We start from the raw sequence: 16,566 nt of genomic DNA, 5'->3' as shown, positions 1-16,566 counted from the left end.
TTGATCAATGGCTTATACCATAGGGCAGGCAAACAGGGAATGCTTTTCCTGCCCGACCCGGAGATTGCCCCCCACCCTGGCAACCGTCGGCCGCCGTTGAGGGCCGCTCGTTAGCCCAGACTCACTGCCCGAAAGCCCCCTGTTCGGGACGCAGAACTTCGGTGCCGGCCGGCGGCGTGAAATGAAACAGAGCGCGCTCCGGGTTCTGATTGAGAAGCGGCGTGCTGAAACGTATGGTCGTACGGTTGCCGCCGCTTCCGAAAAGAGTGGCCGCGCGCAACGGATAGCCGGTCTGGCCGTCCACCACCGCCTTGTCCACCTCGAGCAGCAGTTGCTCAAGATAGGCGGAAGGCTGCAGCGGTCGCAGCAGCAGGCGGTAATGCCCCTCGGGACTCTGGCGGGGCTCCCCCCAGGTAACGGCAAACTGCCGGTTAAGATTGCCAAGGTCGGTAAGGAAGGCCAGGGGGTTGTCCGTGCCGGCCTTACCCTCGGCAGGCATGGGCGATTCCATCACCTGGCGGTTTTCCGGCATATAGACCCACACCGTGCTACCGTCCGACACGATCAACTGGGGATCGGGGAGCAGGTATTCCCAACGAAACCAGGCGGAGGAGCCTTGACACGGAGCCAAGCGCACGATGACCCGACCACTGGCGGTCTGGACCTGGTCCAAAGAACCCAGATAAGCTTCCTGAGTGAAATCGGCCTGAAAATCCCGTATCCGATTGTGCTTTGTCTGATTTTGAAAAGGTGCCTGCAGAGCCGCCGTTACCGTCTCCAGACGAGCCGATTCAGCATGAACGGCCGGGCACACCCAGGCCGCCAGCAGCAGCAGACAAAAAACGTGCAGCATTGCGGGTTTTGTCACAGCATATCTCCTTTGGTCGCTTGCGACCGATAGCTCAACAGCAGCGCACAAGGATCGAGCAGAAAGATGATTCGGCCATCGCCGAGGATGGTGGCACCGCTCAAGCCTTGGATATGGTTCAATGGAAAAGACAGGGGTTTGACGAATACGTCCTGCTGCCCGGCAACCGCGTCCACCACCAGGCCGGCTTCTCCGCCACGCAGCTCGCAGACGATGCTGGAGCCCGTCCCCTGGCCGGCTGTAGGCCGCCCCAGCAGGTTGGATAAAAAATATACCGGCAGCCTGCGATCTTCAAGTTCGGCGACATGATCACCGCCGGCCGCGACCAATTGCCGCGCCGGAATGTCCAGGGTCTGCTCGATCCACATGACAGGCAAAGCGACCGTCTGCCCGCCGGCTTCTACCAGCAACACCGGAACAATGGATACCGTCAGGGGCAGGATGAATCGAAAACAGACGCCCTGGTCCGGTTCCGAAACAAGTTGCAGCGAACCGCCAAGCTTGTCGATCGTATGCCGCACCACATCCATACCGATGCCCCGACCGGAAATCTCCGTCAGGCGCGAAGCGGTGGTAAAACCGGGCTGGCAGATAAGCTGCAGTAACGCGGCATCGCTCATGCCGGCAGCCTGCCCTGCTTCGCAAAACCCCATATCCCGCGCGCGGGCTGCGAGCCGCTCGCGATCCAGCCCCCGACCGTCGTCACGAACATCGAGAGTCACCCGATCGCGATCGCGCTGAGCTGAAATGGTAATGGTCCCGCGATCTTCGATTCCGTGATCCACGGCATTGCGCACCATGTGCTGCAAAGGGTCGGACAAGGCCTCGAGTATGGCGCGATCGAGGTGAACTTCGGTTCCATCCAACTTCAACTGGATATCTTTGCCTGTTTTTCGGCACAACTCCCTGACCAGCCTCGGCAATGTGGCTGTGACCGCCTCCAAAGGCACCATACGGGCATCAAGGACCTGGTGACGCAGATCGGCAAGCAACCGATCAAGGAGCAGAGCGCTGTCTTCAATCTCCTGCGCTTGGCCTTTCTGCAGAGATTCCTGCAACCGATGGCGTGCCGTCAACAGTTCCCCGGTCAACCCGACAAAACGATCCAGCAAACGGGTGGAAACCCGCACCGTGGCCTGACCGACACCGTGGTGCACCGGCATATCCGGAGCCGGGCCGGATGCGCATATCCCCTGCACATCGATCCCAGGAGAAACCTGTCGGCAACGCTGGGCGATCTCCTCGACCGTGCAACTGCAAAGCAGATCGAGCTCCAGTACCTCCGGCAATGTGCCTTCGGCAATCGTGTCCGGTTCGGGCCTGCAATTTTGCAGGGTTCCGAGTCGCATCAATTCGTTTATCAGTAACAGCCAGCGCGAAACCGCCGCCTCCGGCATGCGGATACACAGATGCTGCAGACATTCTTGAGAGGGGACAACCTGATCGGTATCGTCCCTTTCCGGCCGCCCCGCCACCACATCGGCAAGCCTCTGTTCCAGGTCGTCAACGCCCTGTTGTAACTGTGTCACCGCTTCAGCCGGCAGTCGGCCGCTACGCCGTAATCTGTCCAGCCCGTCTTCCATGGCATGGGCCATGGCCGCCAAACGGCGAAATCCCATGCTGGCAGCCATGCCCTTGATGGAATGCACCGACCGGAACAAGGCATCCAGACCCTGGCGGTTCTGCGGTTGTTCGGCCAACACCTCCAGCCAGTGCTGCATGCCGAGGAGATGCTCGCGGGATTCGTCCAGAAAAATTTGCAGATACTGGTGTTGATTCACCCTCAGATCCGATCCGGCCGAGAGGCTGATGTCATACATCCAGCCGGTGTCAGCCACCGCTGCAGCGTCTGCTGCAAAACGACGGCATCGATCAAACCGGCGATGCCGCGGCTACTGATGAACACCTCGTGAACCCAAGGATGCACAATCCCACCGGGCAGACATAACACAGGGGTACACAGACCATGCACCGCGGTTACCGCCAGCGCTAACGGGTGAGATTCCAGGACCACAACCTGATCCACCGGCGCATGGTCCCTACCGAGCAGACGGCCAAAATCAATGACCGGCACCACCGTATCGTGCACATTGATGGCCCCCAGCAGACCGGCCGGTGCCAACGGCACCTGATGCACAGGCTCGCCCTTGAGAACCTCGCGAACATCCCGGATATCAAGTCCGAACAACGACCGGCCCGAAGCCAGCAACAAAGTACGCGCCATCAGGGGTTCCGCAGGGTTCCAAGGTGAAACCGACTGACCCGCTCCTGCAGTTCTTCAGCCAGGGCATTGAGACCCTGGGCGGAAAGAGCCATACGCTCCATGGCGGCCGACTGTTGTTCGCTGGCGGCAGAGGATTCTTCGCTGGCCGCGGCATTCTCCGTGACCACACGAGCAATTTCATCAACGGCATCGGCCATCTTCTCGACCTCGTCCACCTGTTTTCTCGACAGGACACTTATGCCCTCGGCCCGTTCTCCGGCGACCTTGGCCGTGGTGACGATTTCCTCAAAAGTTTGTCCGGTGCGGAGCACCGCCGAACGTCCGGAACTCATCTCCAGAACGTTTTCCTTCAACACCTCCTGCACCTGGGCACTCTCCTCTTGCAGGGTGTTGATCATTTCGGTAATTTCCGCCATGGCGCGTTCCGAGGAATCGGCCAATTTACAGATTTCTTCAGCCACGACGGTAAAACCACGGCCTTGCTCGCCGGCACGCGCCGCCTCGATAGAAGCATTGAGTGCCAGGAGATTGGTCTTTTGCGAAAGGACAGTGATAAAATCGGCCACCTTGCCGATTTTCTGCACCCGGGAACTGAACGTCATCATCTGCTGGCCGTGCTGCTCCACCCCATCGAGGACCTGACCGAGCTTGGTCATGGCCAGAGTGACCACCTGTCCTCCCCGCTCCGCTGTCTGTACCGTTTCCCCCGCCGCCCCGGCGACAGCCCTGGCAGCCTCGGCCACCTGGTCCACCGACCGGGCCATCTGTCGAAAGTGCTCGGAGGCTTTCTCTACCATGGCCGCCTGGGTTTCCGCGCCGTGGCTGATCATTTCCACCGCGCCGGTCACTTCGTGAGCCGAAGCGGTTACCTCCTGGGACATGGTGGATAACCCCTGCGATTCTTCGGCAACTTTGGAGGAAGAGGTGCGGATATAGCCGACCAGTTCCCGCAGGCTGGTCGTTACCTGGTTAAGGGAATCGGCCAACTCCGCGGTCTCATCGGGAAACAGGTTGTTGGGCAGATAAATGGTCTCGGACAGGTCACCGTCGCTGATGCGCTCGGCAGCGTTTTTCAAAACCAGAATATTGGCGGTAAACGCTTTGGAAAAGAACCAGCCGAGCAAAAGACCGACCAGCAAGGCACAGGTCGTCGACAAGGTCTGTTCTAGATAATCGGGCACCAGCCCCGTAGCGGGAACCAGGTAGTTCAGCGCCACGATCGAGGCGACCACGATGATAAACCCCATGACAAACTTGTAGGTGATCTCAACTCTCATGACGGCTCCTTTGATGGGCGGGACGATATAAAAAGACAGCGGCAGGCGCGCCGCCGGTTTTCAATTTATACCTGATAACAGCAAGGATCGTTCCACATGCAGCCAGCCCACGGACAGCTTGGAATCAGACGGATGGGTTCCCTTTTGGTTTAGATCTGTTGGCCAAAAACACCTACTGCGCGAAATGATTGAAGCCCTTGCCCTCGGCGGGACGCAGACTACCGTCGGCGGCGCGCAGTCGCAATCCTTCATCGGCAGAGGTTATGACACCGATACGCGTCAGAGGCAGTGCCAGGGTGCGGGCCAGGGCATCCACTTCCGCTTCGCGCTCCGGCGCTACAGTGAATAACAATTCGTAATCCTCTCCACCACTTAAAGCCAGCTGCAGCAGATGTGGAGCATGCTGCAGAACCGCCCGAAAGGCCCCGGATAAGGGCAACAGCGATTCCTCCAGCAGGGCGCCCACGGAGGAGGCCTTCAGAATATGACCCAAGTCCGCCAGCACACCGTCGGATATATCGATCATCGCAGTTGCCAGTCCGGCTTGCGCCAGAGCCTGCCCGAGAGCCACGCGGGCGGTGGGATCGTGGTGCCGGGAGGCTAAAAACGAATCGGGAACTTCGCCTTTACCCAGCTGCTGCAACGCCAGGGCGCTGTCGCCCAGGGTTCCGGAAACATAGATGATCTGCCCGATACCCGCCCCGGCGCGGCGCACTTCGCGACCCGCTGCTACGGAACCTTCGGCGGTCACGCTGATCAGCAGCGGCCCCGGCGAACGACAGGTATCACCGCCGACCAGGCAAGCACCATAGGCCGTGACCGCTTCGAGAAAGCCATCCATGAAAAGCTGGAGCTCTTCGACGCTGAAATCAGCGGGCACGCCAAGCCCCAGGTAAAGGTGGCGCGGACGGCCACCCATGGCCGCGATATCACTGACATTGACCGACACACTTTTACGCCCCAAACTGCGGCTGTCGGTCCAGGCCCGCTGAAAATGAACCCCTTCGATAAGCAGATCCTTGGTGGTCAGCAGACGCTGGCCCGGCGGCAATTCGAGGACCGCGCAATCGTCCCCGATGCTGTGGCAAACCCCCTCGCCGGATGCTGCCGCCGCGCGAATGCGCTTGATAAAACCGAATTCTCCCAACTCCGCCAGTTTCACGCTTTTCCCTCCAACGCCACCGCCAGAACATCTTCCACCCGGTCGGCAAATACCAACGCCAAACGGCGACGCAACCCCGCCGGTACATCGGCCAGATCCTTTTGGTTACGGCGGGGCAGCACCACGGTTTGCATGCCGGCCCGAACCGCTGCCAAAAGCTTTTCCTTGACCCCACCGATGGGCAAAACCTGGCCACGCAGGGTGATTTCGCCGGTCATGGCAACCTCGCGATTGACCGGTCGTTGCGACAGTATCGAAACCAGCGCAGTCATGATGGTGACCCCGGCACTCGGACCATCCTTGGGGATGGCGCCGGCCGGCACGTGGATATGAATGTCCAGAGACTTGTAAAAATCCGGATCGATACCCCACTGGCCGGCATGGGCCCGGGCGTAACTCAGGGCTGCCTGGGCACTTTCCTTCATGACGTCCCCCAATTGTCCGGTTAGGTGCAACTGTCCGCTGCCAGGCATGATACTGGCTTCGACATGCAGAATCTGCCCGCCGACCTCGGTCCAGGCCAGGCCGGTCACCACACCGACCTCGTGTTCCTCCAGCTTGTCCTCGTCGAGGTAACGGGATGGTCCCAGATAAGAGGCCAGGGTGCCGCTGGTAACCCGCACGGGGCGCAGATCATTTTCCGCCCGGCGACGCGCCACCTTGCGGCAGATGCCGCCGAGTTCGCGCTCCAGGTTGCGCAAACCGGCCTCGGCCGTATATTCGCCGATGACTTTCAACAAGGCATTGCGGGAAATGGCGAGGTCGGATTCCTGCAAACCGTTGGCCTCAAGTTGCCGGGGGATGAGGTAACGCCGGGCAATCGCGAGCTTCTGCTCGGTACTGTAACCGGCCAGCCGGATCACCTCGAGGCGATCCCGCAAAGCCGACGGCACGCTATCCAGAACGTTGGCCGTGGCAACGAACATGACCTTGGAGAGATCGAACGGCAGATTGATGTAATGATCGGAAAAGGCGTGATTCTGCTCGGGGTCGAGCAATTCCAGCAGGGCCGCCGAAGGGTCGCCGCGGAAATCGGCCCCCCCGACCTTGTCCAGTTCGTCGAGCATGAAAACCGGGTTGTTGCTGCCGGCCTGTTTCATGCTCTGCAGAATCCGTCCCGGCAAGGCTCCGACATAGGTGCGGCGGTGACCGCGGATTTCCGCCTCGTCGCGCAAACCGCCCAACGACACACGAACGAATTTGCGCCCCAATGCGCGCGCAATCGACTTGCCGAGACTGGTCTTACCGACCCCCGGCGGACCGACAAAACACAGCACCGGCCCGTTAAGCTTTTTTTTCAGTTTGCATACCGCAAGAAATTCCAGAATGCGTTCTTTGACCTTATCCAGATCGTAATGATCTTCGTCCAGAATGGCCCGCGCCGCGGCCAGATCGATACTGTCGCGGGTGCTCTTCTGCCAGGGCAGATCCGCCAACCATTCCAGATAGGTACGCAGCATGGCGTATTCCGCCGCCTCTACAGGCATGGTCTCCAGACGCCGCAGTTGCTTGTGCGCCTCCTTGCCGACATCGGCCGGCAGTTTGGCCTTGTCGATCTGGGCCCGCAGTTCCAGAAGATCTTCCGCTTTGGCATCGGCTTCGCCCAGTTCCGACTGGATGGCGCGCAACTGCTCCCGCAGAAAATATTCGCGCTGTGAGCTTCCCATCTCCTCACGAGCCTGGGTCTGTATGCGCTGCTGCACGTTGATCAGTTCGGTTTCCCGGAGCAACAACTCCTGGACTTTGTGCAAGCGTCGGATAGGATCGTTTTCTTCCAGCAACGGCTGAACAACCGCGACTTTCAGTCCGAGATTGCTGGCCACAACATCCGCCAGATGACCGGGATCCTCGATATTTTCCATGGCGACCAGTACTTCGTTGGAAAACGAGCGTCCCATGCCGTGCAATTCGGTTAATTGCTCGCGTACCGAACGCATCAATGCCTCTGTTTGCATGGATGATTCGACGACCAGATCCTCGACGGCTTCGGTGGTGACGGCAAAATACGGCACGCTGGAAAGGTAGTGCACAACATGCGCTTTGCCCAGTCCCTGTACCAGGATCTTGCTGCGGCCATCAGGTAATTTGACGGAACGCATGATCATCCCGACACAGCCAAAAGCGTAGATATCCTCTGCGGTCGGAGTTTCCTGGCCCAGCTCTTTCTGACACGCCAGCATGATCAGTCGATCGCCCGCCAAGGCTTGTTCCACCGCAGCCAGAGACTGACTGCGACCGATGTACAAAGGCAGGATCATGTGCGGAAAGATCACCGCGTCCCGCACCGGCAACAAAGGCAGAGCTTCGGGGAGTTCAAAATCTCGGACGGATGGCTGCAAGATTTTCTCCTTGTGGTGATGCCGATTGCACATAACCGGCTGCAACCGCAGCAGGGTGCAACGGTACCTTTATAAATCCATTGTCATGGGTCTTTTATCGTGGGGGATGAAATCCGTACCCCGTCAGCGAACCAAGGTAAAACTGAAACGGCTCTCGCCCTGCATCTTACCGTGGGAATCGAAGCGACGTTCCGAGAACCGGACATGGCCCTCGCGACTGATCGACAGCAACGTCGAACAGCGGGTGCCGTAATCGGGTAACTGGACGAAAATTGCCCCAAGAGCTTGTTCCAGATCGCGGTCGATACCGGTTTCCGGCAGAGTGGCGACATCCGGAAGTTGCCGGTCGGCCAACACATCCCAAAGCTGGTCCGGAACAAAATCGCGCCGCGCCAGCAACGCATGCATGCGCCCTTTTGCCTGTTCGACCTTGGGCCAGGGGGTGTCCAGCAGATGGTTGCTGAGACCGTAACAACCGGGGGGCAAAACCCTCACGCCGACATCGCGATTGGAATAGCTGGCCAATGCACGGCTATCGCCGGCCAGCAGGTTGAACCCGGTAAACCGATATCCCCACCGGGCAAGGCGAGCCAGATAGTGTTGCGGATCATCCTGGCTACGCAAAAACCCGCTTACCAGCAGGCCACGAGATCGTGCCGCCGCCCCCTCAACCGGTTCCCGCACATTGGTCAAAGCCGCCCAGCGTCCCTGCCTCGTCACGCCCAGCCAGGTTCCCCCGCCCCGCAGATCACGACCGGCCAGAACCTGGGGCGCATCGCTCCAGAAAGCTGCGACGGCCGTTGGCCGATGGAAATATTCGTCGCGATTGGCGGCCACCACCAATGGGTAGTCGGGATGCATGCGATGCGCCAGCACAATCAGACACACCGTCAATCCTGCCTTTCCATCGGCCGGCGGGCGACGATACCGGCCAGACCGCCACCGCGATGGGCTTCGTCAAGCCCCTCTTCATGCAGCAGCACCTGCCAACCGGCAAACAAGGCCTGCAACTCACCGGGATCCAGGGAAAAAGCGGGGTTGCCCGGCCCGCCGGGAAAATTTCCGGCGCGGCTGAAGGTTCGCATCACCGCTATGCCGCCGGGCTTAACCAGTCGCTGCATTTCGGGAATCAGGGATCGCTGCAGGTAAAAAAACTGGATCACTACATCGAAGGGATCCAGCACCAGCCGCGGATCGGTTTCCAAATCCTGCTGCAGCCGATCGATGCGAAGTCCGCGGCGCTGCGCTTCAGAGGCCAGTTGGCCCAACGCTTCGCCGGAAGCATCCACCGCTGTCACCGCATAACCGCCTTCGGCCAGAAACAAGGCATTGCGACCCCGACCACAGGCCAGATCGAGAACCCGGCCGGCCGGTGGCAGCAGAGGCAGCACTTTGCGCAGCCACGGATCGGGGTGCAGATCCGTGTTCGCCCTTTCCTGCCAGATTTTATTCCAATCGTCGGCCATGGAATGCATGCTCTCTGTGCGCGGAAACGCGGGTTAAACGCTCTTATGGGTTTGAAAGCACATATTCAGCCCATACACACGCCGGACAACGCAGGCCGCTGCAAAAAATCAGTTCTGCTGCAGCCATTCCATGTAACGCGCCACGCCCTCCTCGACGGTCAGGAAGCTGCCGTCAAAACCGGCACCGCGCAAACGGGTCAGATCCGCTTCGGTAAAACTCTGATAGCGACCCTTGAGATGCTCGGGGAACGGCACGTACTGCAATTCGCCCCCCTCGTGAGCCTTCAGCACCGCGTGGGCGACATCGTTAAAGGTCTGGCTGCGTCCGGTACCGACATTGTAAATACCCGATACCTCAGGGTGGTCAAGAAACCACAGATTGACGTCGACCACATCGCCGACATAGATAAAATCACGCCGCTGCTCGCCGTCGCCGTATCCGTCGCACCCTTCAAACAGATTGACGCTGCCGTCCTTGAGCAACTGGTTGCGCAAATGGAAGGCGACACTGGCCATGCTCCCTTTGTGCTGCTCCCGCGGCCCATAGACATTGAAATAGCGAAAACCCGCTACCTGGCTGTCGGCGGTGGGCAGCACACGCCGCACGTACTGATCGAACAGCGCCTTGGAATAGCCGTAGACGTTGAGAGGCCGCTCGTACTGCGGCTCCTCGCAAAACACCTGGCCACCGCCGTAAGTCGCCGCGCTGGACGCATACAGAAAAGGAATGCGCCGCTCCAGACAGTAATGCAGCAAGGTCTTGGAGTAGGCGTAATTGTTCTCCATCATGTAACGTCCGTCCCACTCGGTGGTCGTCGAACAGGCGCCCTGATGAATGATGGCTTCAATCCGGTCACCGAAGCTGTCGCCGGAAGCGATGCGCCGGAGAAATTCATCCTTATCGAGATAATCGCAGATTCGCGCATCGGCGATATTCGCGAATTTGGTACCGTCGGTCAAATCGTCGACGACCAGGATATCTTCTCGCCCGCGCGCATTGAGGGCCTGTACGATATTGCTGCCAATAAAACCGGCTCCGCCGGTAACAATAAGCATGAATAATGTCTCCTTGTCCGTTGCATGCGATCGGTAACAAACCGACCGGACTTCTGGTCTTCTAGCACGCCAACTGCACGGGCGCAAGCACAAAGCCGCCCCTTACGGGGCCTCGGGTAGCGGCTGTCGCTCGGCTTGTGTGGTCGGCCGCAAAAAATCGGCCAACGCGCCCATGACCTCTTCGGTACCACCTTTGGCCACCGGCACATCGGGAAGGGAGCGCAAAAAAATCCGCCCGTAACCCTTTTTTACCACCCGGCTGTCAAGAATCAGGACCACGCCCCGATCCTCGCGATGGCGGATCAATCGCCCGAAGCCCTGCTTGAACTTGATGACCGCCTGGGGCACGGTGTATTGCATAAACGGATCGCCACCGGCAGCGCTGATCGCCTCGGCGCGAGCTTCCAGCACCGGTTCGGTGGGAACTTTGAAAGGCAGCCGGGTAATGATCACCTGCTCCAGAGAACGCCCCGGCACATCGACTCCCTCCCAGAAGGAATCGGTGGCAAACAGCACGCTGGTTTCATCCTCGGCGAAGCTTTTCAGCAAACGATGGCGATTCGCCTCCCCCTGGCGCAGGCAGCGATACCCGCGCGCCTGCAGCACCGGCGCCAGTTCCCCGTAGACCTGGCGCAACAAACCGTACGCCGTAAACAGCGCAAAGGTGCGACCGTCAGCCGCCACCACGGCACGTTCCGTCAAATCGCGAACCATGGCCGGATAGCCCGAACGCCCCGGTTCGGGCACATCGGTCGGCACCACCACCAACGCCTGGCTGGAAAAATCGAAGGGCGAGTGGAGCAGTAATTCCCGCACCCGGCCGGTTTCAACCCGGTCGAGCCCCACCCGGCTTTTCAAATACTGGAACGATTCCCCCACCGCCAGGGTGGCGCTGGTCAACACCACACTGCGGAAGCGGTCGTAAAGCCCTTCCTTGAGTTGACCGGCAACGTCCAGGGGGGCCGTGCAAAGGCGGGTGATCACTCCGCGGCCACGTCCGATGCGACCCTCGACCACCTCGAACCAGGCACAGGTACTGTCATCCCGGGCGATGAAGAATCGCAGGTCGGCGGCAATAGCCTCCAGGCGATCGGCAATGCCTCGCAGATCGGTCAGCGGTGAAACCAGCTTGTCCGCAACCGCCTCCGGCAGAGTTTCGCTGTCTTTGAGCAACGCTTCCAGCGCCTGAGCCATCTCCTCGCTGGCCCCGGCCAACTCGCGGATACGCTCCACCGCCGAGGACCAGAATGCGCTTTCCCTCATTTCCGGGATCACCCGGCGCCGCAGTTCCTCGGCCCCGACACGGGTACCATGGGCCGTCGCCAGATCCAGCCCTATACCCTCAAGGGTCTGCAGGGCCTTTTCATAGAGAGCATGGCTGCTACCCGACAACGCCTCGACAGCTTCGTAAAACCGCCGGTACATAACATCCTCCGTATCCGGCAGTTCCCGCGCCAGGGCATTGATGAAACGCGGCAGCACCCCCTTGTCCGGTTTGCGCAAATGGCGCAGCTTGCCCAACACCCTGGCAAAAGCATAGCGTGTAACCTGGGAGGCGAAATAGCGGGTCGCCACATCCTCGAGGTGGTGGGCTTCGTCCAGAACAATACGATCGAAGGGCGGCAATACGGCGGCCGTGCTGTAATTATCGGTCTGGTGGCGCAACGCCAAGTCCGACAGCAGCAAAGCGTGGTTGACGACCAGTAAATCGGCCTGAGCGGCCTGGCGGCGAGCCTTGTGGAAAAAACAGGCGCCGTAATGATGGCACTTTACCCGCGCACACTGGTCGGCTTCGCAACGCACCTCTTCCCACACCTCGGAGCGGGGCAGAAAGGTCAATTCCTCGCGCGACCCTTCATGACTGGCGGCCGCCCATTCCAGAATGGCGGTGAGCTCACCGCTGAGCTCAGCATCGAACAATCCCGGCTCCAGCCGCGCCGTTTCCGCCCGTCGCCGACACAGATAGTTGTTGCGCCCCTTGACCAGTACCGCCCGAAAATCGAGGCCGGCAGCCCGCTGTAAAAACGGCAAATCCTTACGAATCAACTGTTCCTGCAGATTGATGGTGTTGGTCGATACCACCACCCGCTCCTCGTTGGCCAACGCCCAAAGCAGAGCCGGCACCAGATACGCAAGACTTTTGCCGGTGCCGGTACTGGCTTCGATAACCGCCAGCTGGCCGCGATTGAAAGCCTCTCCCACGGCAAAAGCCATACGCAGCTGTTCGGGGCGTTCTTCGTAGCCGGACAGCGTCTTGGCCACCACGCCGTTGGGACCGAGCAGGGCGTCGATTTTTTCCGGCGGCAGGTGTCGAGGCTCCCGTGGAGCAAAGGGTTCCACCACCTTATAAACATTTTCCACAGGGTTATCAACAATCAGAAATCCGACCCCCTGGGATCCGAGACGCGAAGCGATCTCCAGGTCGGCCATGGATGGTTCCAGACAGGCCGAGGGGTGGTTATGAATGACGACATCCCCGTAACGGCACTCCTGCACAATGGCCGGCACGGCACTGCCGTTACCACGCGCCAGTACCTGCACCTGCACAACCCGCAAGTCAGCGTCGGTGCGCCCTTGAAAAAAGACCTCCCGACCATCGGCCGCAGCTATGGCCTGCCGCATGACCTCGATGACCTGTGATGTGAAAGTCTTTTCCATCCCCTGCTCCCTGAAATTTGTAAACACGCCATTATAGGGAAGCACGGCATAAAAAGAAAGACCGCCGGCAAAATGAGGGAGAGGCGAAACCGTGCCGATTGACAGCTCTATGCGAGATGATACATTGCTCCTATGGCTTTTTTATGAGAAATGTGTATGTCACCGCCCTAATAAGAGGAGAAAATAATGCTTAGAACCTTATGCACAACGGACAACGACCTTGGCAGCCTGGTTTTGCGGGTAATTCTGGGTGGCGTGTTTTTCCCTCACGGGGCCCAAAAAGCCCTGGCATGGTTCGGCGGCCACGGCATGGCCCCGACGGTAGCCTTTTTCGATCAGGCTTTCGGCGTACCTGCTGCGCTGGCCTATTTGGTCATCGCGGCCGAATTTCTCGGCGCCATCGCCCTGGTTTTAGGGTTGCTGACCCGGTTTGCCGCTTTCGGCATATTTGCCGTCATGGCAGGCGCCATCTACCTGGTCCACTGGCAAAACGGGTTTTTTATGAACTGGACGGGCAGTCAACAAGGCGAAGGTATCGAATATCACCTGCTTGTTTTGGGCATGGCTCTGGCCCTGATGATCCGTGGCGGCGGCCGCGCTTCTTTTGACCGCGTTTTAAGTCGCTGATCGTAAGCATCCCGACACAAAGCCCCGCAATCCGGAAAAGGTTGCGGGGCTTTGTCATGTTTGATGATCCCTTGACTTACGCCTCCCCGCAATCCTAAGATCGGCATTCGGCCAGGGCTTTTACTGTTTTACAAGGAATCCTATATGTACAGCAAACAGGTTATGGAGCATTTCACCCGGCCACGCAACGTCGGCTATATCGACAACCCCAGCGTGGCGATACAGTACGGCGACCCGACCTGCGGCGATTGCCTGTTGGTTTTTCTGCTGATTGAGGAAGACGTCATTCGGGATATGAAATACAAGGTACTCGGCTGTGCCGCGGCCATCGCCACCGCATCCATCACCAGCGAAATGGCCATCGGCCGTACCCTTGAGCAAGCCATGGAATTGACCGAAAAAGAGGTGGCTGTGGCCCTGGGCGGACTGCCGCCGCAGAAGATGCACTGTTCCAATCTGGCGGTGGGGGCTCTCAAAGCCGCCCTGCGCGTCTACCTGGCCGGAGACAATCCCCCCGATGCCGTTGTCAGCGCCCGAGGGCGCGCTTCAAACCATCCGCCAGAGAGCGATTGCTGAGACCGAAAAAGGTTTTCCAGGGCTGAGGATCACAGACATTGCCGTGCAGTAGCATCTGCAACTGTTCAACGGTCAGCGGACAGCCCGGCAAGGACTGCAGTCGCGCCAGCAGCGGTTTGACAAGCCACAGCGGCTGGTGCACCTTGACCACGTTGCGCCGCCGCAAAACGCCACCGATAATATCCAGCAGTTCATCGAACGTCACCATCTGATCGCCGCAACAGGCAAAACTCCTGCCACAGGCATCGGGCCGCGCAAGACTGGCAACGATAGTGGCGGCGACATCTTGCACCGCTACCGGCGCGATACGATAGCAACCGTCACCGAACACCGGTACCACCGGCAGAATGCGCACCATGCTTGCCAGCAGGGTACAGAAATTGTCCTCCGCACCGTACATGACCGAAGGCCGGAAAATGGTCCAATCCAGGGACGAGGCCTTAAGCAGCTGTTCGGCCTTCCACTTGCTGCGATAATATGCGGTACTGCCCTCCGCTTCGGCGCCGTTGCTGCTCATCAGTACGAAACGTTGGACTTTCTGCGCTTTGGCGGCGCTCAGCATATGCGCCGTTGCCTGGCGATGCAAACGATCGAAGGTTACCTTCTGCCGGGGATATTCGCGAATAATGCCCACCAGATGCACCACGGCCTCACATCCCGCCAGTGCCCCCCGTAAGCTTTCCGGCCGCGTGACGTCGCCCTCACGGATCTCGTCGACCGCCGGCGGTAATTTCCCCTCCGAGCCGGGCCGCACCAGGCAAACCGGCCGATGTCCGGCAGCCAGCAACTGCCGGATAACCTCATGACCGACAAACCCGGTTGCCCCCGTTACGAAAACCCGCATGCCACCTCCGCAGCTATCCCTTGACCACCGCCAGGGGCCGCAACCGCGCCACAATGCGACCGATGCCGGCCTTTTGTACGACCTCCACCACCTCCATGACATCCTTGTAGGCCTCGGAAATTTCTTCGGCCACCGTACCGCGACCGGCGGCCCGCAAAACGATACCGCGCGCGGCGAGTTCCTCCTCGATACGCCGACCCCGAGCCACTTTTTTGGCGGCATGCCGCGACAAGACCCGCCCCGCGCCATGGCAGGTGGAACCGAAGGTCTCCCCGAAACCGGCCTCGGTCCCCACCAGTACATAGGAATAACGCCCCATGTCACCGGGAATCAGAACCGGCTGACCGATGCCGCGGTAGCATTCCGGAACATCGGGATGACCGGGTGGAAAAGCACGGGTGGCGCCCTTGCGATGCACGCACAGCCGGCGCCGCACCCCGTCCACCACATGCTGCTCGTATTTGGCTATGTTGTGGCAAACATCGTAAATCACCGACAGACGCAAGGCCTCGGCGCTTTGCCCCAGCACCTGCTCGAAGGATTCCCGCACCCAGGCGGTAATCAGCTGCCGGTTGGCAAAAGCAAAGTTTGCCGCACAGGCCATGGCAGCCAGATACTGACGACCTGCCGGACTGTTCAGCGGTGCGCAGCACAGTTGCCGGTCAGCCAGTTTGATGCCGTATTTAGCCGCCGCCCGCAGCATGATACGCAGATAATCGTCGCACACCTGATAACCGAGACCTCGGCTACCGGTATGGATCGTCACCGTCACCTGTCCCGGAAACAGACCCAGTACCTGCGCCAGTTGCGGCTCCCGGATCTCCTCGACCATCTGCACTTCCAGGAAGTGGTTGCCGGAACCCAACGTCCCCAACTGATCGAGGCCCCGCTCCAGGGCCCGGTCCGACAGCAAATCAGGATCCGCCCCTTCGATGCACCCGCCTTCCTCGATATGCCGCAGATCCCGCTCGCTGCCCATACCCTGCTTGACCACCCATCGGGCCCCCTGCTGCAGGACCTTGCGCTCTTGAGCCACGGTCAATTTCAGATCCCGGCGATGAGAACCGATGCCGGAAGGGACATTGCGGAACAGGGCATCGGCCAGCTTCTGTAAATGCGGCCTGACCTGCTGCACCTCCAGATCGGAACGCAACAGACGCACCCCGCAGTTGATATCGTAGCCGACCCCGCCCGGCGATACCACGCCCTGCTGGTCATCGAAGGCCGCCACGCCGCCGATGGGAAACCCATACCCCCAGTGAATATCCGGCATCGCCAATGACGGCCCGACTATACCGGGCAAGGTGGCGACATTGCGCACCTGTTCCAGGGCATGCTCTTTTTTCAACGCGTCCATCATGGCGCGATTGGCGAACACCAAGCCATCGGTACGCATGTCGCCTTCCCGTGGAATACGCCAGCGACATGCATCTATTTGTTGAACCTTGACGACCATAATTCACCCCTTT

Annotated in this window: 14 protein-coding genes; 2 read left to right on the top strand and 12 right to left on the bottom strand. The window is 59.8% G+C overall.

The window, feature by feature from the left end; translation table 11 throughout:
* Positions 1 to 121: 121 nt before the first annotated feature.
* The 10 genes from PCAR_RS00720 to PCAR_RS00675 all read right to left on the bottom strand — a co-directional run bounded on the left by PCAR_RS00720 (position 122) and on the right by PCAR_RS00675 (position 13,050).
* Positions 122 to 868: a LolA family protein gene (locus tag PCAR_RS00720; RefSeq protein WP_148204263.1), complete on the bottom strand. Its 747-nt coding sequence runs from the start codon at positions 866 to 868 to the stop codon at positions 122 to 124.
* Complete coding sequence (locus PCAR_RS00715; protein ID WP_011339678.1) at positions 865 to 2,649, bottom strand: chemotaxis protein CheA; 1,785 nt, start codon at positions 2,647 to 2,649, stop codon at positions 865 to 867. Before PCAR_RS00715 ends, PCAR_RS00720 begins: the two co-directional genes overlap by 4 nt.
* Positions 2,650 to 2,651: 2 nt before the next feature.
* A complete protein-coding gene (locus PCAR_RS17565; protein ID WP_011339677.1) occupies positions 2,652 to 3,092 on the bottom strand; it encodes a chemotaxis protein CheW in 441 nt (146 codons plus the stop codon).
* Entirely contained in the window at positions 3,092 to 4,369 is a 1,278-nt protein-coding gene (locus PCAR_RS00705; RefSeq protein WP_011339676.1) for a methyl-accepting chemotaxis protein, read from the bottom strand. Before PCAR_RS00705 ends, PCAR_RS17565 begins: the two co-directional genes overlap by 1 nt.
* Positions 4,370 to 4,541: 172 nt before the next feature.
* Positions 4,542 to 5,531, bottom strand: a complete 990-nt coding sequence (gene thiL / locus PCAR_RS00700; protein ID WP_011339675.1) for a thiamine-phosphate kinase — start codon at positions 5,529 to 5,531, stop codon at positions 4,542 to 4,544.
* Positions 5,528 to 7,903 (bottom strand): endopeptidase La, encoded by a 2,376-nt coding sequence (lon, locus tag PCAR_RS00695; protein WP_081424966.1) that lies wholly within the window; start codon positions 7,901 to 7,903, stop codon positions 5,528 to 5,530. Before lon ends, thiL begins: the two co-directional genes overlap by 4 nt.
* 90 nt (positions 7,904 to 7,993) lie before the next feature.
* Complete coding sequence (locus tag PCAR_RS00690; protein ID WP_011339673.1) at positions 7,994 to 8,758, bottom strand: NRDE family protein; 765 nt, start codon at positions 8,756 to 8,758, stop codon at positions 7,994 to 7,996.
* A 2-nt stretch (positions 8,759 to 8,760) separates the two neighbouring features.
* Positions 8,761 to 9,336 carry a methyltransferase domain-containing protein gene (locus PCAR_RS00685; protein ID WP_041531189.1) on the bottom strand — a complete coding sequence of 192 codons (576 nt, stop codon included), beginning with the start codon at positions 9,334 to 9,336 and terminating at the stop codon, positions 8,761 to 8,763.
* 108 nt (positions 9,337 to 9,444) lie between these two features.
* Positions 9,445 to 10,392 (bottom strand): ADP-glyceromanno-heptose 6-epimerase, encoded by a 948-nt coding sequence (gene rfaD / locus PCAR_RS00680; RefSeq protein ID WP_011339671.1) that lies wholly within the window; start codon positions 10,390 to 10,392, stop codon positions 9,445 to 9,447.
* Between the two features lie 102 nt (positions 10,393 to 10,494).
* Positions 10,495 to 13,050, bottom strand: a complete 2,556-nt coding sequence (locus tag PCAR_RS00675) for a helicase C-terminal domain-containing protein (RefSeq protein WP_011339670.1) — start codon at positions 13,048 to 13,050, stop codon at positions 10,495 to 10,497.
* A gap of 186 nt (positions 13,051 to 13,236) precedes the next feature.
* Between PCAR_RS00675 and PCAR_RS00670 the strand changes: the two genes are divergently transcribed.
* A complete protein-coding gene (locus PCAR_RS00670) occupies positions 13,237 to 13,677 on the top strand; it encodes a DoxX family protein (RefSeq protein WP_011339669.1) in 441 nt (146 codons plus the stop codon).
* 144 nt (positions 13,678 to 13,821) lie between these two features.
* Positions 13,822 to 14,253, top strand: coding sequence for an iron-sulfur cluster assembly scaffold protein (locus tag PCAR_RS00665; protein WP_011339668.1), 432 nt, complete (start codon positions 13,822 to 13,824; stop codon positions 14,251 to 14,253).
* Here the strand turns inward: PCAR_RS00665 and PCAR_RS00660 are convergent.
* On the bottom strand, positions 14,204 to 15,097 hold the full coding sequence (locus PCAR_RS00660; protein ID WP_011339667.1) for an SDR family oxidoreductase: 894 nt from the start codon (positions 15,095 to 15,097) through the stop codon (positions 14,204 to 14,206). The genes PCAR_RS00665 and PCAR_RS00660 overlap by 50 nt on opposite strands.
* Positions 15,098 to 15,110: 13 nt before the next feature.
* Positions 15,111 to 16,553, bottom strand: coding sequence for an RtcB family protein (locus PCAR_RS00655; protein WP_011339666.1), 1,443 nt, complete (start codon positions 16,551 to 16,553; stop codon positions 15,111 to 15,113).
* Positions 16,554 to 16,566: the final 13 nt, after the last annotated feature.

It is taken from the genome of Syntrophotalea carbinolica DSM 2380 (assembly GCF_000012885.1).
In the GTDB taxonomy this organism is placed as follows: Bacteria; Desulfobacterota; Desulfuromonadia; order Desulfuromonadales; family Syntrophotaleaceae; genus Syntrophotalea; species Syntrophotalea carbinolica.
The sequence above is the reverse complement of the archived record's forward strand: the minus strand, read 5'-3'. Positions and strand labels throughout refer to the sequence as shown.